This window comes from Hymenobacter yonginensis (genome assembly GCF_027625995.1).
In the GTDB taxonomy this organism is placed as follows: Bacteria; Bacteroidota; Bacteroidia; order Cytophagales; family Hymenobacteraceae; genus Hymenobacter; species Hymenobacter yonginensis.
This window is the reverse complement of sequence record NZ_CP115396.1, coordinates 2,049,649-2,070,370: the sequence shown is the minus strand read 5'-3', so window position 1 is coordinate 2,070,370 and position 20,722 is coordinate 2,049,649. Positions and strand designations below refer to the sequence as shown.

Here is a 20,722-nt window from a genome sequence, read left to right as displayed (position 1 = left end):
GGGGTTCGAGTGCAGGGATGAAAATAGTGATGTAGCCAGCTGAGTATTCATGAGCAAGGCTATATCACGAGTTGTGAAGATTGATAGGTTACACCCCAGTGTGTAGAATCCTATCACCATCACTCGACCATTGTACTATTCCTGTGTATACGTTCATCGGGACCTTTGATGCCGAAGATTTTCCTGTATCTGAAAGACAGCTACTTGTCGGTGAATGCGAGCATCAGTATAAGCAGGATCCAGCATCAATGCTTTGTCTAAAGATTGGACAGCAGCATTGAGGTTTCCTAACTGCAATTCGCTGTATCCTTTTAGGTTATAGTAAGTTGAGTTTAGGGTATCTCCAAGGGTTAGCGCACAGTCTAGATCTTGTATAGCTAGTGAGTATTTGCTTTGAGCTACATACAACAGCGCTCGGCTACCAAGGGTAGGAGAGAAGGTAGAGTCTATACGGATAGCACGAGTGTAATCTTGTTCAGCTAGCTGAGGCTGGTCTGACAGGTAGTAGGCATACCCCCTGTTGTTGTAGGCTGTCGCTGATGATGAATCTAGTTGGATGGCAGTGGTGAAATCGGCAATTCCCGCTGCATAGTTCTGCAACTCGTCCTGAGCGTACCCCCTGAGCATGTAGTGTTGCATACTGTCTGGCTGGTGAGCAATCAGGCTGTCCAGCTTGCTAATGGCTGCTTCGTAGCGCTTTTCGGTAAGTGCCCGCAAAACACTTTCATGTTTCGGGAGAGGACCTTTGGGTGAGCAACCAGATAGCAACAGTATTGATGAAGTGATCAATGATATTGACAACGTAGCGCAATAGATGTTGTAATTCAAGACGATGGATGATTGGGATGTGCTACCAGCTGATCGCCCGCTATGGGGTTCACGGCAACTGATGCTAACAGTAATCGGTGTAAAAATAGTATGTTGCTAAGTAGAATTTGTGTTAGTATTGCTCTATACTTGCTGCGAAGCTTGCTATAATAATAATGTGACCATGCACATCACTATATCATATGCTAGAATCCACTTGTGTGATATCAGCGCAACTCATAAAGTCGCCCATTTCCAGCTCAAGTGCCCGACACAAGGAAATCAGTACATCTAGCGTAGGACTGAACGCTGCGGTTTCGATGCGCTTGATGGTGGATTTCTCCACGTTAGCGACATCAGCTAACATTTGCTGGCTCCATCCTTTAGTCACCCGCAAGGAGCGTAGGTGAGCCCCGAAAAGTTTAACGCCTGCTGGATTCTTCACCCCAGCAAGCTCCCCACCCCAAAAGTGGATGTTGGGCGCATAAATGCACCCAAAGCTCGTTAGATTTGTATTATGAGCAGGGGCTTATGCAACAGCCTGCTTCGATACTTCACATCATTTTTTCCCCAACATCTATTAATCATTGAAAGATTGATTCATGAAAATGAAGACATTAAGTACCCTATTTTCTGTTATAGTTCTCTTTGGATGTGACAATGTTGAGTCATCTATTAAGGAGCTAGCGGAAACCACTCAACAGAACAACAGCGAAGATGGTGGGGAGCGAGATGCTGATCTCGAAGCGTACTCGGAAAGTGCTGATATGGGAGGAGTAGAGCAGCAAGAAGAGGATCTGCCCACTCGTCACCTAGAAGAGTATTACGGTGATGGACCAACTGTGAAAAGACGTTACTCATTGGTGAATAATAAACTACATGGAGTTGTCTATGACTACTATAGAGATGGAATAACGGAGCTTAAAAGTCAATACGAACATGGAGCACGAGTAGGGGAATGGACACGATATGATGTTTATGGTGATGTCTCACAAATACAGGAATACTACCAAGATGTGTTACGTACGGAAACAAATTATAAGAATGGTGTGGTGGAGGAGATTGTAAAGATGGATGAGAATGAGAATACAATAGAATACTTTACAAATGGCAATGACCCATATACAGGTAGTAGCGATAATGGATTGTTATCAGGTGAAGTTCGGTACACTATACTCGATCATCATAGTGCTAGGGAACATGATGGAATTGATGGAATAAGTAATGTCAAGTCATTATCAAGAGAAGCAGTAAGTAAGTTGCATGACTTAGTAGAAGAGTTTCATCAAACCAATCCTGATTTGCCGAAAGTACGCTTTGTTAGGTTCAAGTATACAGATGCAGTAGCCCGTAAAGTGATGATTGGTAAGGAGCTTATAGTTGGAGCAAACAATATTAGCCACATAACTTACATATCTGATTCGAATGAAATAATAGGAAATCAAGACCTGTAATCTTAGAAGTGATTATAATATTTTAAAAAACAAAAATGAATAAAGATGCTTAAAGTAAAAAGCCTTCGTCACAAAACAGATACCTCACACGCACTGATTGTAGCGCGTATATCTGTAGAAAATTTACCTGCACTGGGAGAAGATTTTGAGCTTTTGAATAAAGAAGTAAGTTCTAATGAGTGTAAGTATTTATTCTCTTATGACGATGTAAACGTTGAAATAATTCTTCGGCAGATCACGCAGAATGAGACCCAAATTGATATAGAGTTGACTGATGGTGAGCGTAATGAAGTTGAGGTGGACCTTTCCGAACACAAAAGTGACATAGCAACAATAGAAATATGTATTAACCTGAATATATCATTGTTTAGCACCAAGTGTTTGTTCGCTGATAATGATGAAGTCTATGTACTCGATAAGTCAGACTTACCTGATGGTTTCAGGGAATCATTAGAGAACGTAGATGACGACGATGTCGACAATAATACTGGTAAGAAGAGGTTGTTCGCAACTCCTTTCTCATTGAAAGGCAGAATACGTCGTACCGAATACTGGCTTACTATGTTACTCACGATGCTAATATCTATTTGCTTAACGGCATTCATTATGTATAGAATCTCACAAGATCCGAATGATATAGCAACATGTACAATGGTCGCCTTTGCTGTTCTGGCACCAGTTTGGTGGATGAACCTAGCTCAAGCAACTAAAAGGTGCCATGACCGTGGCAATAGTGGAGTGTATCAACTAATTCCGTTTTACTTTCTGTGGATGGCATTGGCACCCAGCGACGAAGGAGCAAACCGATATGGTACAAGCCCGAAGTAACACTGTTACAAATCAAAGCAGCAGTATATGCCAAAATTAAAAAGCCCCTCTTATCATAATAAGAGGGGCTTTTGTCAAGTTATTCTGCGGTAGGCTTGCGAGGTCTTCCCGGTTTCTTTGCGTTTGGGTCTCGTGGTTTGCGCTCCTTCTTAATAGGTTGATAATCATCGCTTAGAAGTGCAGAGAACTCATTCATAGCAGCTTCTACCTTGCTATACGCTTTTTTAATAGCATTGAGACGCTGATCATTAGCTTCTGCATTTTGCAAGATTTGCTGAAGCTTATTTAAGTCTGGTGTTGCCATATTATTGTGGGTTATGAGGTATTTTTGTTTGCACAAATTAAGTGATAATATTTTGAATATTACTCGTTAAGAGTTGAGTGTTTGGTAAAGTCATGTAACAATTTAAGCTATTTTCATAGTGCCTGTCACGGTGCCAACTACGGTATGATTAGGCATTTCCCAACCTGCTTTACCCATCTCTTCAGTATTCAGTGAACCATCACCATAGTATTCCATAATCATATTTAGTTCTGAGTGACCAACAATCTTTCTGATAGCTGTGATATCCATACCACTCTTCAGGCTAACATTGATGAAGGTCTTTCTCGCTGTATGACTCAAGATCAGTTCTCGTTTCATCTTGCTACCATCTTCTTTAGCTATGTTATTCTTGAAGTTAGTTCTCACCAGCTTATAGTTACAGATGTTGGCTCTCTCCATCATCCTATTCATATAGTACCCAACCTGAGCAGTATACTTGATACCCTTACCCGCCTCTTCACTGAACTCAAAGTTGTAGTTATGAGATTCTAAAGCACGTAAAGCATCTGCTGTTAGTGGTATCTCTACTGGTTTGGTTGTCTTCTGCTGAAGTATCTTGATTTTAAGAGTACCATCAATCATTTCTAGGTGGTGTTTCCGCACTCTCACAGCATCAATAAAGCGTAAACCAGTATTAGCCATAAATACATAGAAGTCTTTGTGTATACGCTCCTGATCAGTCTCATATTCCATATTAGTTACAGCTTGTAACTCTTCTTTGCTTAAGAACACCACTTTATCATTAGCAAGCTTCTTTAAACCAGATTTCCACTTCTTAACAGTGCTGATATCATACCCGAATTTATCAGCAAAGGCATAGTACACTATCTTCATCTTCTGAAGTAGTTCCCGTACTGAGGAATTACGCAACCCAAGAATAGGGTTACCATCATCATCTTTAAGAGGGTTGCCATTCCTACTGAGTATCTTCTTCTCAGTGGTTAACCAATCCCTGAAATCATTCAGGGTCTTTTTGTTGATATCCGTAATGTTCAGGGTAGGTTTCCACTCCTTTACTGCATCCCTCAACCCTGTGTAGTTTTTGATACTATTCTTCTTGAGAATCTTGTTTTCCTTCAGGAATAGATCAATGTGTGTGGTGAATAGCTTATTAGTATTGATCCCTAACTTTTCCTCTTCTATTTCTATCTCTATTTCCTTCTGCCTAACCTTCTCTCTCAACTCTGCTAGCTCCACATAGAGAACATCAACTATTCTACCTAGAATATTCCTAGCCTGTGGTACCGTGGTCTCTCTGATAGCTCTAAGATGCTGTAGAGTCTCCCATTCTGCATCTAAGTGCTTCTTGAATGGTTCTACACCCTTCTCTTTGCATTTGGCTATGCAGTATTCTACATCTGATAGAACACGCTGTACCTTTTCATTAAGGGACGCAGCGTCTTTACGCTCTATGATGCGACCTGTAGCTAGATTGATCTCAGTTGGCAGGACAGTTACACCTGATACTTTCCTTTGGAACGGTACAGGGTCTAGCTGAGCTTTGTGGGAGTGGTTTACCGATACACCTAGTGTACCATTAGCGTTGTTTCTGGGTTTGAAGGTAATCTTGCCCATAATAGTACTTTATTAAGCTTGTGTAAGTATCTCATTCGCAGTTGATACACAAAGATAATAAAGCTTATGATACTGTATAAAGTATGTATAATTTAGCTGTTTTGGATATAGTGGTAGATAGCTCTGAAAAGCTCAAAACTACCCCATAAAACCAGCCCTCCAAACACTACTAAGATGATGATTATCAGCGCAATTAACCCTTTGCCGCTGCCCTGGTATTTGCCTTCCTGATAATGGGCGCGTAGCAGGCGCACGTTCCGGTCGTTGGCTTTATAGGCGAAGTCGAAAATGGTGCCCAGGACGGGGATGGCGCCTACCAGCGTGTCGAGCAGCACGTTGAGCACCATGCGCACCACCACGTTGCCGCTGGCGCCGTGGCGCATCATGGTGAGGATGAGCACGCCCGACACGGCCAGCGACGGAATGCCGCCTATAATCGGGATGAAGCTCATGAGCGGGTCGAGGCCGAAGCGCCAGCCGGTGCCGGGGACGCTGAACTGGCTGTCGAGCAGGCGCGAAACGCGCTCCACCCAACGCAGGCGCTCATCCTGGTCGAAAGGCGTAGTAGCGGCCGCAGTGCGGGCCGGAGAGTAGCGGGAGGAAGTCATGGGGAGAGAGTTTGGGGGTTAAACGCAACTTGCGCCCGCGCAGGTTGTGCGGCGGCGGGCCAACCCTGCCGCCGGGCGGCCGTTGTGGTAAGTAGTACCGATTCTCCACTCCACACTACCTACGTTATGCAACACCGCACACTGGGCCGCTCCGGCCTCACCGTTTCTGCCCTGGGCCTCGGCTGCATGGGTATGTCGGATTTCTACGGCCCGCTCAACGACGACGAAAGCATCCGCACTTTGCACCGCGCCACCGAGCTGGGCGTCACGTTCTTCGATACGGCCGATATGTACGGGCCCTACAAAAATGAGGAACTGGTCGGCAAAGCCCTCAAGGACCGTCGCCAGCAGGTGGTCATTGCCACTAAATTCGGCATCCTGCGCGACCCTAGTGACCCCAGCAAGCGCGGCATCAGCGGACGGCCCGAGTACGTGCGCCAGGCCTGCGACGACTCGCTGCGCCGCCTCGGCACCGACTACATCGACCTGTACTATCAGCACCGCGTTGATCCGGCTACGCCCATTGAGGAAACCATTGGGGCTATGGCGGAACTGGTGAAGGCCGGCAAGGTGCGCCACTTGGGCATGAGCGAAGCCGCCCCCGACACGTTGCGCCGGGCCTGCGCCGTGCACCCCATTGCGGCCCTGCAAACCGAATACTCACTCTGGAGCCGCGACCCAGAAGATGGCGTGCTGCAAGCCTGCCGCGAGCTGGGCATCGGGTTTGTGCCGTACTCGCCCCTGGGCCGGGGCTTCCTCACCGGCCAGATTCAGAAGTTTGAAGACCTGGCGCCCGACGACTACCGCCGCTTCACGCCACGCTTCCAGGGTGAAAACTTCCAGAAAAACCTGGACCTCGTGGCGCGCATCAACGAGCTGGCCACCCAGAAAAGCTGCACGCCCGGTCAGCTGGCCCTGGCCTGGGTGCTGGCCCAGGGCGACGACGTAGTGCCCATCCCCGGCACCAAGCGCGTATCGTACCTCGAAGAAAACCTGGGCGCCCTCGACGTGCAGCTCAGCCCCGACGAGCTGGCGCAGCTCGATGCCATTGCGCCCCGCGGTGTTGCCGCCGGCCAGCGCTACCCCGAGCAGATGATGAAATCGGTGAACGGGTAAGGGGTTGTCATTGCGAGCAGAGCGAAGCAATCCTTCCTCTCTGAGAGCTGAGCAACCCTAAGCGAAAAGCCCTCCGGCAGCAGGCCAATAACCTACTACCGGAGGGCTTGTCTATAAGGGAAGTGTCTGCCACGAGAGAAAGGATTGCTTCGCTCTGCTCGCAATGACAATACTACCGCCGCATCGGTGGCAGCAAATCAATCAGGCCGTCCTCGCTGACTACCACGGCCAGGCAGGCGTAGCGGCTGCTTTCCACGTAGCGCAGGGCCGAGTTGTAGCGCGAGCCGCGGGAGGAGTCGCCTTTTTCGGTGGCGAGGCCGTCGAGGATGGCGCCGATGGCGTGGCAGGTGCCGTCGGGCGCCACGAACACGGCCCCGTCGATGTTGGTGACCAGGCGCAGCACGGAGGGCGTCATCAGGCGCGGGGCCACCCGGAAGCACTGGCGCGTGAGGCGCACCGCCTCCTGCGCCGCGCCTTCCGAAATCACCAGAATGGTGCCGTTGGTTTGCTCGGTGGCGCGCTGCGTCAGCTCCCACAGATACGACACGGCATCGGCGCCGAGCTGAGGGAAAATCCGTTCCACGGCGCGGGCAAAGTTCTCGGCATCGACGCGGCCCTGCGGCAGGCGCGGCGTGTTCGATACCACCTTCATCATCACCTGCTCGTTGTGGCTTAGCTCCCAGCTGTAGTGGCGCGTGAAGTGCACCGTAAACAGCGGCTCATACGCCGGGTCTTCCGGCGACACCAGGTAGCCCAGCCCAAATACGTCGGTGGCATCGGATACCAGCGCGGTGCGGTCTTCGCTGAGCTCCAGTAGCTTGCGGATGCGGCGGTGGTCGCGCAGCGGAATGGGGCTTTCCAGAGTGAGCACCGGCACAATGGCCGGGTGGTGGCGGCGCGCCACCAGCATGGTGCCCACGCCTTCGTCGCCTTCGTGGCGCAGGGCGGCTACGCCGTTGCAGGCGTCGTAGAGGCCGTGGGTGCCGGCAGCGGCACGCAGCATAAAGCTGCGGCCGGCGGCGCGCAGCACCTCGTTGTAGTCGCGGTCCAGCACGGGCCGGTCGTCGTCGGTGTCGGACTCGCGCAGGGCGCGGCTGCAGTCGAGCAGAAACTCCTGCACGGCGGCGTGCACCAGGGAGGTGGGGCGGTTGCCGGGGCCTGGCACGGGCAGCGTGTAATAGGCCTGGTAGGCCTCGGCGGAGAGCTGCAGAATCACGACTACCTGGTAGCCGTAGAGGCTCACGGGCGGCGAGCAAAAGCTCAGGCGCTCTTCGCCGCGGCTAGCAGTCAGGTCTTCCAGAATCTGCTCGGTAGCGCGGCGCAGCAGCTCATACCAGCGCAGCTTCTCGTACCGGTCGTGGTCGGCGGGATGCAGATGGTACACCACTTCGCGTGGGCCGTCGGGTTCCAGGGCAAAGGCGCGGGCTTTCACGCCGGCAAAGTCGGCGGGCTTGTAGCGCAGAGTTGCCGGCTCCACCACTACGGCCTGCGGCTCATCGGTTTCGCGGGCCGAGGCCAGCCCCAGCAGAAACACCTCCGGTTTCAGCGTGCGGTCGAGCAGGTTGAAGATGCCTTCCGCAAACAGCTGGGCCGACACGCGGAAAAGGCTTTGGTGGTCCCACATCGAGGGGAGAAGAGGGCTGGGCGAAGGTGGCAAAGAGGCAGGGAACAGAAGACGCGGGAGCGAGTAGATACGGGAAAAGGGATTCCGAAGATAGGCCGACGGGGCACAACTTGCCGCCAGGAGAGCAACTTTCGGGCCTACGGGCGGTTGAGGCAGCAGGAAGCCCGCATTTTGCGTTGCAAAGCGCCGCCGGAACGCGTATCTTGAAGAGTAGATGCCACCGCCATGATTGCCTACTTTATCTTATCCGGAATTGGGTTTCTGTGCGCCTTCACGGTGCTGCCACTGGTTACGGGCTATTGCGCCGTCAGCTACGGACGCTCATTTTGGGGGTGGTTTGCGCTGGGATGGGCGCTGCCGGTGGTGTCGTTCTTTATTCTGGTGGCCCTCATTGCCCGCACCCAGCTCAACCCCGGCGAGCGGCTGCTGGCCGAAGCCAAGACCATTCTGGCGGAAGCCGCGGCCAAAGCAACCGTCAACGAGTAAGCAGTAGCGCGAACTTTGCGGTTCGCACCTCCGCGCCGTTGAAACGATGCTGCCGGCGCGGGGACGCGAACTACAAAGTTCGCGTTACGATGCAGGCGTCACTTCCGTCAGCCAATACGCCGGGCAATGCTGCGGGCCACCCAGGCGCCGGTGCTGAAGCAGCCCTGCAGCAGATAGCCGCCGGTTGGGGCTTCCCAGTCCAGCATTTCGCCGGCCACGTAGGTGCTGGGGCGGCGGCGCAGCATCAGGTGCTCATCTACTTCTGCCCAGGCTACGCCGCCGGCCGTGCTGATGGCCTCGTCAAGCGGACGCAACGCGTGCACAGGCAACGGCACGGCGCGCAGCAGGCGGGCCAGGTCCTCGGGCGTAGCAGTGGCGTCGGGCGGGGCAGTTTCGCGCAGCAGCGTTGGGATGGGGTGGCTGAGGCGCAGGGTCTGGCGCAGGAAATCGGGGAGGGAACGGCCGGCGCGGGGCTTCTGGAGCTTCTGCAGCAACTGGGCGTCGGATAGGTCGGGCTTGAGGTCGAGCAGGAGCGGGGCCGGGCTGCCCAGGGTTAGCGCCTCGCGGAGGGTGGGCGTTAGGGCGTATACGGGTGTGCCTTCCACGCCGTAGTCGGTCAGCATTATTTCGCCCCGCTCTAGGTGGCTGCCGCAGCGCAGCGCAATGTTCTTGAGGGGCGTGCGGCCCACTTTCGCCCGGAAGAACTCCGACCACGCCACCTCCGCCCCGCAGTTGGCCGGCGCAAACGGCACGCACTGCACCCCGGCGGCCTGCAGCGCCGGCACCCACTGGCCGTCGGAGCCGGTTTTCTGCCAGCTGGCGCCGCCCAGGGCCAGCACGGTAGCGTCGGGGCTGACGGTAAAGGTTTCGTTGGTGGCTTCATTGCGCAGCTGCAGACCGGTTTCGCCCACGAAGCCCAGCCAGCGGTGGCGCAGGTGCAGCACCACGCCCAGCTCGCGCAGCCGCGCCACCCAGGCCCGCAGCAGGTCGGCGGGCTTGTGCTGCTCCTGCGGAAACACCCGCCCGCTGCTGCCTACAAACGTAGCAATGCATAGGTCGGCGGCCCAGTGGCGCAGGTCATCGGCAGAGAAGTGCGCCAACAGCTCCCGGAAAACCGGGTGGCTGTGGCCGTAGCGGGCGGCAAATCCCTCGGCTTCCTCGGAGTTGGTGAGGTTGAAGCCGCCGTGCCCGGCCACCAGAAACTTGCGCCCCACCGTGGCCTGCGCCTCATACACAGCCACCTGCCAGCCGGCCTCCGCCAGCCGCTGGGCAGCCAGCAGCCCCGCCGGCCCGCCTCCAATGATGGCAACGTGTCTCATTTTTTTGGTGGTGAGGTGGTGGAGTGATGAAGTAATGGGGTGATGAGGTGATGGGGAGAGAACGTCATTCCGAGTGCAGCGAGGAATCTCGCGTGCTGCTGTTGAAATGCTATTCATACGTCAGCACGCGAGATTCCTCGCTGCACTCGGAATGACCGTTAAGCCTCGGGCGAGATTCCTCGTCACTGGCTTGATGCGCCACATGCTCGGAATGACGACCTGACATTTCACCTCATCACCCCATAACCTCAGCATGTCTCACTCTAAAACCCAAAGGTAGGGCCGATTCGGCGTTGGGGGCGGTTTTGCCGTATAGAGCGGCATTGTCGGGCCGGGGACGGGTGTTCTGCGGGGCCTTGGCTTACGTGTATGGGCTCTTATTCTATCCTCATCGGCCTCAGTGCGGCCGTCATCCTGTCTTACCTCTTCGACCTGATTGCGCGGGCTACCAAGGTGCCGTCGGTGCTGATGCTGCTGCTCACGGGCATTGCCCTGCGCCAAGCCGCCGACTACTTCGACTTCACGCTGGCCATTCCGAAGGTGGTGCTGGAAATATTCGGCATCATCGGCCTAATTATGATTGTGCTGGAAGGCGCCCTTGATCTGGAGCTGACCCGCGAAAAAGCCCCGCTGATCCGCCGCTCGTTTCTGGCGGCGGTGCTGATGCTGGTAGTGCAGTCGGTGGCCATTGCATTGCTGCTGCAGGGCTATCTGGGGGCCTCGTTTCAGACCTGCCTCGTGAATGCCGTGCCGCTGGCCGTCATCAGCTCGGCCATTGCCATTCCCAGCGTGGCCAACCTGATGGGCGAAAAGCAGGAATTCATCGTGTACGAAAGTACGTTTTCGGACATCCTGGGCATCATGCTGTTCAACTTTGCGCTGCAGGACAACTTCGCGCAGGGTATTTCGGTGGTCACGTTTTCGCGCGACGTGGTGGCGGTGCTAGTGGTGGCGGTGCTGAGCACGGCGGCGCTGGCGTTTCTGCTGGGCCGCATCCGGCTGCACGTCAAGTTTTTCCTGATTCTGGCGTTTCTGGTGCTGCTTTACAGCGTGGCCAAGAAGCTGCATTTGTCGTCGTTGGTGCTGGTGCTGGTGTTTGGGCTGGCTGTGAACAATGCCTCCCTGATTCTGCGCGGCCCGCGCCTGCAGCGGTGGCTACACCCCGAGCAGCTGGCCGCCGAGCTGCACCCGCTCAAAAGCATCACCGCCGAATCGGCGTTCCTGATCCGGACGTTCTTTTTCCTGCTGTTCGGTTTCAGCATCACGCTCAGCACGCTCATCAGCGGCACGCTGCTGCTGCAGGGGTTGCTGATTGTGGGCATGCTTACGGTTATCCGCTTCCTCTACCTGCGCTACGTCGCCAAGTCCGACCTGATTCCGGAGTTATTCATTGCGCCCAAAGGCCTCATCACGGTGCTGCTGTTCTACAGCATCCCGGCCCGCCACCACCTTGGCGAAGTAGGCGAAAGCCTGCTGTTTGTGGTGATTCTGCTGACTGGCGTGCTGATGATGATCGGCCTGCAGCTCACCAAGAAAGACCCGCAGATAGGAGAGTATTAGGTGGGGTGGTGGATTGGCGGAGTGGTGGGTTATGAGAATGTCATGCAGAGCGGAGCGAAGCATCTCACGTGCTGACGTTGCAGGGTTTAAACCCTGGGCTACGGATCGGTTGCCGTTCAATTGTGTGGCAACGTCAGCATGCGAGATGCTTCGCTTCGCTCTGCATGACGTTCTACCAACCCACCACCTCGGCTACTCTGTTTCCTTGAGCAGCTGGCGGCGGTAGCCGGCCAGGATGCTGGATTTCAGCAGGAAGCCCACGTAGCGGCCCTGCGCCACCACGGGCAGTGCCGGCACGCCGAGCTGCTCCATGCAGCGCAGGGCATCCAGCAGCGAGTCGTCGGAATTGACGATGGCGGCCGGGTCGGTCATCAGGTCGCGCACGCGGGTGGTGGCGTAGTGGGCGTCGTCGAAGAGGGCGTCGCGCACGGTATCGAGCGTCACGACGCCGACCAGCAGGCCGGCCTCATCCACCACCGGGAATAGGTTGCGGGTGGCGTGGCGGAACGTGTCCACGAGCGTGCCCAGCGTGTCGTCGGGGTGCACGGGCACGAAGTCGGTTTGCACCAGGTTGTGCAGATCGAGCTGCGAAAGCAGGCTCCGGTCGCGGTCCTGGTGCACATACACGCCCTTCTGCACCAGCTTGCGGGTGTACACGGAGTAGGGCTCGAAGTAGCGCGTAATCAGGTACGACGAGCTGGTGACCACCATCAGCGGCACAAACAAGGCGTAGCCGCCGGTGATTTCCGCAATCAAAAAGATGGCCGTGAGCGGGGCGTGCACCACGCCGGCCAGCACGCCGGCCATGCCCAGCACGATGAAATGCACCTCCGTGACGCTGGTCAGGCCGCTCAGGTTGATGAGCCGGGCAAACACGAAGCCCAGCAGCGCCCCTGCAAACAGCGACGAGCCAAACATGCCGCCATTGCCGCCGGCGCCCACCGTAATGGTGGTGGCGAACACTTTCAGCAGCATACTGGCCGCCGCCACGCCCAGCAGAATCCACACGTTTTCGTCGCGGTAGACGGCAAAGATGGAGCCGCCAACCAGGTCCTGGCCTTTGCCGGCCAGCAGCAGCTGCACAATGTTGTAGCCCTCGCCGTAGAGCGGCGGAAACAGAAACACCAGCACCCCTAGCGCCAAGCCGCCCAGCGCCACCTTGCGGAACGTGCCCGGCCAACGCTCAAAAAACTTGTCGGCCGCGAAGTACACCCGGATCATGTACACCGACAGCAGCGCTGTGCACAGTCCCAGCATCAGGTAAAACGGCACCGCGTCCACGGGCCAGCTGGTGGTGATGAGCACGAACGGCTGGCCTTCGAACAGGGCCTTGGACACCACCGTGGCCGTGGCCGTGGAAATCAGAAGTGGAATGAAGTAGGGCGCGGCCAGCTCGGAGAGTACCACTTCCACGGCAAACAGCACGCCCGCAATCGGGGAGTTGAAGATGGCCGCCACGCCGGCCGCCGCGCCGCAGCCCACCAGCAGGCGCCGCTCGCGCCGGCCCACGCGCAGCAGCCGCCCCAGGTTGGAGCCCTGGGCCGCGCCCGTCACCGAAATCGGGGCCTCCAGACCTGCCGAGCCGCCAAACGAAACCGTGATGAAGGAGGTAATAAACTGCGAATACAGCTTGCTGCGCGGCACAATGCTGCCCTGCCGGGCAATGTTGTAGATGATGGGCCCCAGCCCTCGGCTCAGGTTGCCATCCAGAAAATAGCGCGTGAAGAGCACCGACAGCGCAATGCCGATGATGGGATAGAGAAACAGGGCAAACACCCGCTTTTCTTCCGGCACCCAGGCGTACAGCAGTTCCTGCGAGCGGTGCACCGAGTTTTTGAGCAGCACTGCCGTCAGGCCGGCCATCAGGCCCACTAGCACGCTCACCAGAATCAGGTACACCCGGTCGTTGATATGGCGCAACCGCCACAGCAGCAAGGGGCTAAGAATCCGGTGAACAATATTCTTGGGCATTGCTATGCAGCAAAAAGCGAAGCCTGCCAGCGACAGAGCCGGCAGGAATAATATCACAACGCAGGATAGTAAAAAAGCGGCGTCAGTGCCCCATAAAAAGGGAAAAATTCCGCCGCCAAGCGTTTTGCGCCGCCACTGGTTGGCACTGCTGCCCGAACGGCTTTGGCTGACCGCCGCCTATTGCGCCAGGTTGGGCGCCGGGTAGCCCGCCTGCAGCAGCATTGCCTTCACCTTCTGCATCAGCTGGCTTTTCTGCTGCAGCGTGCCGCTGCGGTACTCCTCGGCCGAGGTCCAGAAGTACACCCGCAAATCGGCGGCGGTGCCGGCGGTTTTCTCCAGGATGATGTAGGGCTTCCGGCCCTCCAGGGCCTGCACCTCGGGCTGCTGGCGCAGGAAAGCCAACAGCTGCTCCTGCACCCGGGCGGGGCTGCTGGCGGCGCCGTAGTCGACGCTCACCAGGAAATCCTGGCGCAGGTTACCGTCGCGGGTGAAGTTGATGAGCGGCTCCTTGAGCACCAGTGAGTTGGGCAAAAATACATGCTTGCCGTCGAAGGAGCGGATGAGGGTGGTGCGCAGGTTGAGGGCCTCCACGTGGCCTACCTGGTCTTTAATCTGCACGGTATCGTTGATGTGGAAGGGGCGGTTGAAGGCCAGAATCACGCCGGCCAAGAAGTTCTCAGCAATGTCCTTGAAGGCAAAGCCCACGATGAACGCCGACAGCCCCGCACCGGCCAGCAGCCCGCTCACAATGCCCGACAAACCCACCACTTCCATGGCCAGCAGCAGCCCCAGCAGCATAAACACCCATTTGCTGATGCGGGTGAGGAAGTCAGCCAGCAGCGGGTCGTGGGAGCGGCGGCGCAGGCGGCTGCCCAGCAAACCGCTCAGGCGGTTGGCAATGAAAATGGCCACCACCAGCAGCACCAGCGCCAGGGCCAGCTTGGGCAGTACATACAAAAACTGCTGCCAGTACGAGGACAGCACCCGGTTCAGATCATTCAACATATACAATCGGTCAGTAACTAAGTACCAAGACACAAGTACTGAGTAATGAGACCATAATCAACACCTGATGATCAGGTGGCTGAACTGAATCTAACTACTCGATACTTCTGACTCGGTACTTAAAATCAAGCGCCCCGCGGCACGGGCCGGCGGGGCGTTTGGGTGGTTCTACGCAAAAGAGGGCGGGGCAGGTTCGGCTAGCGGCTTGCCGGGCAGTTGAGCCAGCGCCAGAAAATCAGCCCGCCCAGGCCGTAGGCCACTATGTCGAGCCAGTCGGCGGTATAGGTGCGCGGGCGAAACCGCGGCAGCAGCACCTCAAAAACCAGAGCGACACTTAGCCAGGTGCTCACCACCCAGCTGCCGGGCAGCACGAAAGTTGGCTGCCGGAAGTACAGGCGCCGCATGAAGCTGAGCGCCACGGTGAGCAGCAGCGGCAGCGCCAGCACATCGGCGAAGTGCGAGTTGAGGGGGGCGGGCAGCGCCCAGGTGTGCCCGTAGCGGGCGAGCCGCGCAAGCAGGTAGAGGGCGGCCAGCGCTAGAAACAGCGGGTGGCGCAGCTCCGGCGGCCACCACCTTAGCCCGCGAGCATTGCCACCAGCCATAGCAGAAACGAAACGATGGCGCCAAACACCAGCTGCCCGCCCCGGACAATATGCTTGAAAAAGCGCAGCACCGTGCCGTCGTCGGGCTTGAGCTCCAGGCGCATAAACGACGGCAGCGGCTTGTCGGCCAGCTCCTGCCGCTTCTGCTCGCTCCGCATGCGGGGCGCGTCGAGGTAGAGGCCGCACCGCTCGCAACGGTCGGTAGCCTGCTGCTGCCACGGGCTCCAGAACCCGCAATGCGGGCATTTCTTGGAGGCCATCAGCGGAGGTTGGTTCATGCCGGCAAAGGTAAGAATAGCGGCCGGGCTGGCAGTCGGAAACCCTCCGAAAGCCAGCCCGGCCGCTATACAACCGCCAATGGCGCGTTCAGTTGCAAAGCAACCGGTGCCTTACAGCTCCATGATGTCCTCGTTCCAGAGCGTGGGCTCGGCCTCGATGAATTCGCGCATCATCTCCACGCACTCCTCGGAGTCCAGAATCACGACTTCCACACCATGGCTTTCCAAGAAGGCCTTGGACTCGCCGAAGGTGCGGGCTTCGCCCACCACCACCTTCGGGATTTTGAACTGCACGATGGTGCCGGCGCACATGTAGCAGGGCATCAGCGTGGTGTAGAGCACCGTGTCGCGGTAAGTGCGCTGGCGGCCGGCGTTGCGCAGGGCGTCCATTTCGCCGTGGGCAATGGGGTCCAGCTCCTGCACGCGCTTGTTGTGGCCGCGGCTCACGATGTCGTTGCCGCGGCGCAGCACCGAGCCAATCGGAATACCGCCTTCCTTGCGGCCCTGGCGCGCCTCGTCGATGGCGGCCTGCATGAATTCGTCTATTTCTGGCATGGTTGAATGGTTGAATTGTTAAAAGGTTGATTGGAATGGCTTGATGACTGAATGGTTAGATAGTTGGCTGGGCAAGGAGTCGTTGAACAGTCAACCATTTAACAATGCAGCCATTAAACCATTTACCTGGCGCAAATGCCTTTGTAGGGGCAGTACTGGCATTTGTCGAGGTCGTCGGTTTTGCGGATGGGCTCCTGCGGGTCGAGGATGCGGCGGATGATGCGGCCGAGTAGCTCCTCGCTGCGGGGCAGGAAGTCCTGGCCGTCGGCGGTGATAAAGCCCATGTCGGCGGGCATGGGGCCGGCGGGCAGGTTGCGCAAGGAGATGATGGCGGCATCGGCGGCGGGGCGGCCGTTCTGGGCCAGCATGAAGCGGTAGAGCCACAGCTGGCGCACCTTATCGGCCGAGTAGGTGGCGTCGAGCACGAGGCGCTCGGCGGCCTCGGCGGCGGTTTCGTTGCGCTTCTGCAGCTTCAGCTCGTGGGCCAGCACGAGGCCGGTTTTGTAGTCCACCACCCGCAGGCGGCCGTCGGGCAGCTGGTCGACCCGGTCGGCGAAACCGACGAGGCGCACGGGCAGCTTCTCGCCATCAGGCAGCGGCACAAACACCGTGGCGTGCAGCTCTTCTTCCAAACCCTGAATCTGCAGCGGTAGGCCGTCTTTTTCGGTGAGCAGGCCTTCGAGGTAGCGGCGCACCAGCTGCGAGGCCACCTGGCCTAGCACGTGGTTGAGGCCTTCGTCGGCGCGGGCGTGGCGGTCTTTTTCCTCTTTGCGCAGCGCCTTCTGCACCATCATGGGGGCCAGCTGCACCAGGCCCGGAATGTCGGCGGCGGTGAGGGGCTGGCCGCTTTTCTGGAACGGCGTGAGCAAGTCTTCCAGCGCCTCGTGCACCACCGTGCCGAAGCCGTCGGCGCCGAGGGCTTCCTCCACTTCGTCGGCCTCGCGGAACCGGGCCACGCGGTTGAAGTAGAACTTCAGCGAGCAGGCTAGGTATTCGTTGAGGGCCGTGGGGGAGAGGCCTTTGTCGAGCAGCAGGCGCAGGGCCTGGAGCATGCCGGCGTCTTTGTCGAGGGTCAGGTCGCTGAGGGACGGCGCGGGTGGTGCCTCACCCCCCCGGCCCCCCTCTCCCGTGGAGAGGGGGGAGCCAAGCGACTCGCTGACGTAGGCGGTTTGGTCGGGGAATTTGGTTTGTGAATCAACCACTGTGTGTGAAGGGCTGGGGATATTTTCAGGCTGCACGCGTGGTGGCAGACTTTGTAGCACTCCCTGGATCAGCTCAAGTACTGTAGTCAGGTTGTTAAGCACTTCCTCATTCGAGAAACGCAGAATCCGGTATCCCAGCCCGTTTAGCTCATGCGTGCGGCCCGCGTCATATTCAGCTTGTTCTGCTTCAGCATGAACATCACCATCCACCTCAATAATGAGCATTTTGGCAATGCAGATGAAGTCAACTATAAAGGAGTTGATAACGTGCTGTCGCCGAAACTTCTCGCCTAGCTTCTGATTGCGAACAGCCTGCCACAGGGATTCCTCGGCTGGAGTTGGGTGTTTGCGCATCTCCTTGGAAAATGTGGCGGTTTTTCCCCAAGTAGCTGCAGCAGCAATCAACACGTGGTCTGCTATTGCTCCTTCGCGAGCTGAAATCGGCGAGAAAGCCCCCGAAGCAGGCTGCGTTGCAGTCGTCTGGCTCCCCCTCTCCACGGGAGAGGGGGCCGGGGGGTGAGGCCCTTCGTTGGCGCCGGTCACCACCGCCACCACATCTTCCAGCACCATCTGGGGGCTTTGGGGGAGCAGGTCGTTCTGGAGCTGGAGCAGGAAGCGGCTTCGTTCGCCGGTGCGGGTGCCTTCGGCGCCGGGAAGCACGTGCACCAGGTCTACGCGGCGGGCGCGCTGCAGCAGGCGCCAGAAGTGGTAGGCGGTGGCGGCTTCCTGGTCGGCGTAGGTGGGCAGGCGGAACTCGGTCAGCACGTCGTAGGGGAACAGCGACGTGTGGCGCTTGGGGGCCGGCAGCACGTTTTCGTTGCAGCTGAGCAGGATGATGTGGTCGAAGTCGAGGGCGCGGGTTTCCAGCAAACCCATCACCTGCACATCGGCAATCGGCTCGCCCGAGAACGGCAGGCGGGTGCGCGTCATCTGCTCGTAGAGGAACCGTCGGAACGAGCGCACCGACAGCCGCTGCTCCCGGCAGTCGAACACCGAATCTAGGCGCTTGACGAGCGTGTAGAACAGGTACAGGTACTCCGCCTCGATGGCCGAATGCTGCTCCTGGTACACCTGTTTCAGCAGGTCAATGAGGGTGTAGCAGGCCGCAATAATGTCGTCGCAGGTGTCCCAGGTTTTGAACAGGGCCGCAATCAGCGCGTGCTCCTTGCCCAGCTCCAGCAGCTCGGTGGCCGGCAGCAGCACGGCATTGCGCTTCACAATGGCGCGGCAGATGTGGTCGAGCAGGCCGTGGTGCGCGACATCGGGCTGCTTGTCCAGCCACTGCTGGTAGCGGCGCAGAAATGGGTGGCCCAGCAGCTTGGTCACGGCCAGGTGGTGGTAGCGCGGCACGCCGTAGCCGGTTTCGCTGGAGCCCTCCCGGATGCCGGTCAGATGCACCTCAAACAGCAGATCCACGAGGTTGAACAGGGGCGTGCTCTGGAAGCTGAGGCCCATGGTCACGTTGTAATCGGGCACGGCGTCGGGCGGGAGGCCGTGCAGCACGGGCAGCAGCAGGGTTTCGTCGGGCAGCACCACGGCCACCGTGCCGCTGGGGTAAGCCAGGCGGGCGGCGGCCAGCAGCTGGCCGGCCACCTTGCCCTGCATGCTGGCGTTGGCCACGCCCACGAAGCGCACGTGGCGCGGCAGCCCGCGCAGCAGCTCGGCCGGCCCGCCGAAATCGTCCAGCGGCAGCTCCCAGTTTTTGAGGTAGCGGCGCAGATGCTGGCCGGCGCGGTTGGGCGTGTCGGCGTCCATGTAGAAGGCGTCGCCGTCGAAGCGCACCTCGGCCAGACCGGCTTTCAGCAGCTGCAGAATCAGGCGCTCCTCGGCCTTGGAGAGGAAGCCCAGCCCCAGAAATACGTGCCGCGGCAGCGCTTGGCCCGCCGCCAGCTGCTCGGCCACCCTTTCAGCGGCGCGCCGATACGCCAGGCCGGGGTAGGCCACGTGCTGGGCCAGCATGCGCTGGCGCAGGCGGTAGTATACCTTGCTCAGGTCGTCCCAGAAGCGGAAGTAACCGGCCGTCAACGACTCCGGCTTGGGCGCCTCGCCCAAATCCCAGCGCTCCAGTGCCTTGGCCTGCGACAGGTACTCGAACACCTTGTCGGCGGGGGCCAGGTTCTGGTCGAGGCTGGAGAAGTCTTCGAGCAGCAGCCCGGCCCAGCTCACAAACCGGTCGAAGTCCAGCTTGGGGTCGATGTCGCGCAGGATGTCGTAGAGCAGCAGCTGCAGGGTGATGGGTTCTTCCACCTGCACGCCGGCCAGCTCCACCATGTAGTCTTCCATGGCCGCCACGCGCGGGCTCCAGAGGGCCTCGCCGGCGTCGGTGGCCATGGCCAGCTCGTTTTTGAGGTACACCACGGCCCGCCGCGTGGGCACCACCACCACCAGATCCGACAGCTCTTCCGGCGAGTAGCGCGCGGTCAGGTCGCGGGCCATCTGACTCAGAAACGACTCGGTGGAAACGGAAGCAGGCGAAACGATAGGCGGCAGGAGCGAATTCATCGATAGTAAAGATACTGCGCCTTGTCCCGGGTAACGTGTTTTTTAACAGAGTAAATCCGCAATCTTGCCGGCTGTACACTCATTCTTAGCCCGGTAGTATAGCATGACGCACCCCATAATCCCGGATTTTCTACAACCGTTCAGGGCAGAGCTGGAAAGGCACGCGCTGGAAAGCATCAAAGCAACCGCGCGGCCCCGCCCGACGCCGGGGCCACCATCGGCGGCCAGCAAGTTCCGGGGGCTGCCGCTGCTGCCTCTCTCGATGGCCTATCCGCGGCAGCAAAACGGCACGCCGCTGCTGCTGCTGGCGCAGATCAATCTGGCGGAGCTACCCGCCAACACGCTGCTGCCGGCTGCCGGCCTGCTGCAGTTCTACATCCCGGCGCAGGACTGGTACGATATGGAGGAGGCGCAGGTCCGGTACATCGGCCCAGAGCACCTAGGCGCGGAATATCAGCAGGACTTCAGCTTCCTGCCGGCAAACCATGACGAGGAAAGCCCCATCAATTGTGAGCACGACCTGACCTTCGAGGCTACGTTGGAATACGGAGGGCTGGATGATGAGCGGTTCGCTCTGAATTTCAATGGCCTGAACGGCTACGACTTCGAGGAAACCCTGCCGGAAAAAGATAAAGAGGCGTTCAGCAAACTGCTGTCAGGCGCTGGTCATAAGATTGGCGGCTACGCATACTTCACGCAGGGCGACCCGCATGCCTACAGCAAGGGCGCGGCCGAAGTGCAGCTGCTGCAAATTGATATTGACGAGCAGATTATGTTCGGTGACTCTGGAGTGGCGCACTTCTTCATCACCGAGGAGGCGCTGAAAAACCGGGAGTTCGACAAAGCGTACTTTTACTGGGACTGTTGCTGATTAACCGCCACCGGAACCCCGCCGGAAGGCCCGT

19 protein-coding genes are annotated in these 20,722 nt (G+C 57.7%); 6 read left to right on the top strand and 13 right to left on the bottom strand.

The window, feature by feature from the left end; translation table 11 throughout:
* Window positions 1-153: 153 nt before the first annotated feature.
* Together O9Z63_RS09085 and O9Z63_RS21190 are read right to left on the bottom strand one after the other, a co-directional pair.
* Window positions 154-828, bottom strand: coding sequence for a tetratricopeptide repeat protein (locus O9Z63_RS09085; protein ID WP_270128988.1), 675 nt, complete (start codon window positions 826-828; stop codon window positions 154-156).
* Window positions 829-1,006: 178 nt separating this feature from the next.
* On the bottom strand, window positions 1,007-1,252 hold the full coding sequence (locus O9Z63_RS21190; protein ID WP_408613820.1) for a helix-turn-helix domain-containing protein: 246 nt from the start codon (window positions 1,250-1,252) through the stop codon (window positions 1,007-1,009).
* 163 nt (window positions 1,253-1,415) lie between these two features.
* Between O9Z63_RS21190 and O9Z63_RS09080 the strand changes: the two genes are divergently transcribed.
* Both O9Z63_RS09080 and O9Z63_RS09075 read left to right on the top strand, forming a co-directional pair.
* Window positions 1,416-2,261 carry a toxin-antitoxin system YwqK family antitoxin gene (locus O9Z63_RS09080; RefSeq protein ID WP_270128987.1) on the top strand — a complete coding sequence of 282 codons (846 nt, stop codon included), beginning with the start codon at window positions 1,416-1,418 and terminating at the stop codon, window positions 2,259-2,261.
* 45 nt (window positions 2,262-2,306) lie between these two features.
* The gene (locus O9Z63_RS09075; protein ID WP_270128985.1) at window positions 2,307-3,089 is read left to right on the top strand and encodes a DUF805 domain-containing protein; all 783 of its coding nucleotides are present in this window, start codon (window positions 2,307-2,309) and stop codon (window positions 3,087-3,089) included.
* Between the two features lie 79 nt (window positions 3,090-3,168).
* On the opposite strand, the gene O9Z63_RS09070 is transcribed toward O9Z63_RS09075, so the two are convergent.
* The 3 genes from O9Z63_RS09070 to O9Z63_RS09060 form a co-directional block, all read right to left on the bottom strand.
* Entirely contained in the window at window positions 3,169-3,393 is a 225-nt protein-coding gene (locus O9Z63_RS09070) for a hypothetical protein (protein WP_270128984.1), read from the bottom strand.
* Window positions 3,394-3,495: 102 nt separating this feature from the next.
* Entirely contained in the window at window positions 3,496-4,989 is a 1,494-nt protein-coding gene (locus O9Z63_RS09065) for a tyrosine-type recombinase/integrase (protein ID WP_270128983.1), read from the bottom strand.
* Window positions 4,990-5,081: 92 nt separating this feature from the next.
* A complete protein-coding gene (locus tag O9Z63_RS09060; protein WP_270128982.1) occupies window positions 5,082-5,597 on the bottom strand; it encodes a DUF4112 domain-containing protein in 516 nt (171 codons plus the stop codon).
* A gap of 126 nt (window positions 5,598-5,723) precedes the next feature.
* Here O9Z63_RS09060 and O9Z63_RS09055 point away from each other — a divergent pair, with 126 nt between their 5' ends.
* Entirely contained in the window at window positions 5,724-6,713 is a 990-nt protein-coding gene (locus O9Z63_RS09055) for an aldo/keto reductase (protein WP_270128981.1), read from the top strand.
* Window positions 6,714-6,885: 172 nt separating this feature from the next.
* Here the strand turns inward: O9Z63_RS09055 and O9Z63_RS09050 are convergent, their stop codons facing one another.
* Window positions 6,886-8,337, bottom strand: a complete 1,452-nt coding sequence (locus O9Z63_RS09050) for a diadenylate cyclase (RefSeq protein WP_270128980.1) — start codon at window positions 8,335-8,337, stop codon at window positions 6,886-6,888.
* A 225-nt stretch (window positions 8,338-8,562) separates the two neighbouring features.
* On the opposite strand from O9Z63_RS09050, the gene O9Z63_RS09045 reads away from it, so the two are divergent.
* Window positions 8,563-8,823 (top strand): hypothetical protein, encoded by a 261-nt coding sequence (locus tag O9Z63_RS09045; RefSeq protein ID WP_044017436.1) that lies wholly within the window; start codon window positions 8,563-8,565, stop codon window positions 8,821-8,823.
* A 107-nt stretch (window positions 8,824-8,930) separates the two neighbouring features.
* Here O9Z63_RS09045 and O9Z63_RS09040 read toward each other — a convergent pair whose 3' ends face one another.
* Window positions 8,931-10,142, bottom strand: coding sequence for a BaiN/RdsA family NAD(P)/FAD-dependent oxidoreductase (locus O9Z63_RS09040; protein ID WP_270128979.1), 1,212 nt, complete (start codon window positions 10,140-10,142; stop codon window positions 8,931-8,933).
* A gap of 369 nt (window positions 10,143-10,511) precedes the next feature.
* Between O9Z63_RS09040 and O9Z63_RS09035 the strand changes: the two genes are divergently transcribed.
* Window positions 10,512-11,702, top strand: coding sequence for a cation:proton antiporter (locus O9Z63_RS09035; protein ID WP_270128977.1), 1,191 nt, complete (start codon window positions 10,512-10,514; stop codon window positions 11,700-11,702).
* 192 nt (window positions 11,703-11,894) lie between these two features.
* Here O9Z63_RS09035 and O9Z63_RS09030 read toward each other — a convergent pair whose 3' ends face one another.
* The 6 genes from O9Z63_RS09030 to O9Z63_RS09005 all read right to left on the bottom strand — a co-directional run bounded on the left by O9Z63_RS09030 (window position 11,895) and on the right by O9Z63_RS09005 (window position 19,817).
* Window positions 11,895-13,673, bottom strand: a complete 1,779-nt coding sequence (locus tag O9Z63_RS09030) for a chloride channel protein (RefSeq protein WP_270128976.1) — start codon at window positions 13,671-13,673, stop codon at window positions 11,895-11,897.
* A gap of 177 nt (window positions 13,674-13,850) precedes the next feature.
* On the bottom strand, window positions 13,851-14,678 hold the full coding sequence (locus O9Z63_RS09025; protein ID WP_270128975.1) for a mechanosensitive ion channel family protein: 828 nt from the start codon (window positions 14,676-14,678) through the stop codon (window positions 13,851-13,853).
* Window positions 14,679-14,875: 197 nt separating this feature from the next.
* On the bottom strand, window positions 14,876-15,280 hold the full coding sequence (locus O9Z63_RS09020; RefSeq protein ID WP_270128974.1) for a hypothetical protein: 405 nt from the start codon (window positions 15,278-15,280) through the stop codon (window positions 14,876-14,878).
* Entirely contained in the window at window positions 15,253-15,558 is a 306-nt protein-coding gene (locus tag O9Z63_RS09015) for a hypothetical protein (protein ID WP_270128972.1), read from the bottom strand. Before O9Z63_RS09015 ends, O9Z63_RS09020 begins: the two co-directional genes overlap by 28 nt.
* 111 nt (window positions 15,559-15,669) lie before the next feature.
* On the bottom strand, window positions 15,670-16,104 hold the full coding sequence (locus O9Z63_RS09010) for a nucleoside deaminase (RefSeq protein ID WP_044018957.1): 435 nt from the start codon (window positions 16,102-16,104) through the stop codon (window positions 15,670-15,672).
* A 131-nt stretch (window positions 16,105-16,235) separates the two neighbouring features.
* Window positions 16,236-19,817, bottom strand: coding sequence for a DUF559 domain-containing protein (locus O9Z63_RS09005; RefSeq protein WP_270128971.1), 3,582 nt, complete (start codon window positions 19,815-19,817; stop codon window positions 16,236-16,238).
* A 103-nt stretch (window positions 19,818-19,920) separates the two neighbouring features.
* On the opposite strand from O9Z63_RS09005, the gene O9Z63_RS09000 reads away from it, so the two are divergent.
* Complete coding sequence (locus O9Z63_RS09000; RefSeq protein WP_270128970.1) at window positions 19,921-20,688, top strand: YwqG family protein; 768 nt, start codon at window positions 19,921-19,923, stop codon at window positions 20,686-20,688.
* The last annotated feature ends 34 nt before the right edge of the window (window positions 20,689-20,722 follow it).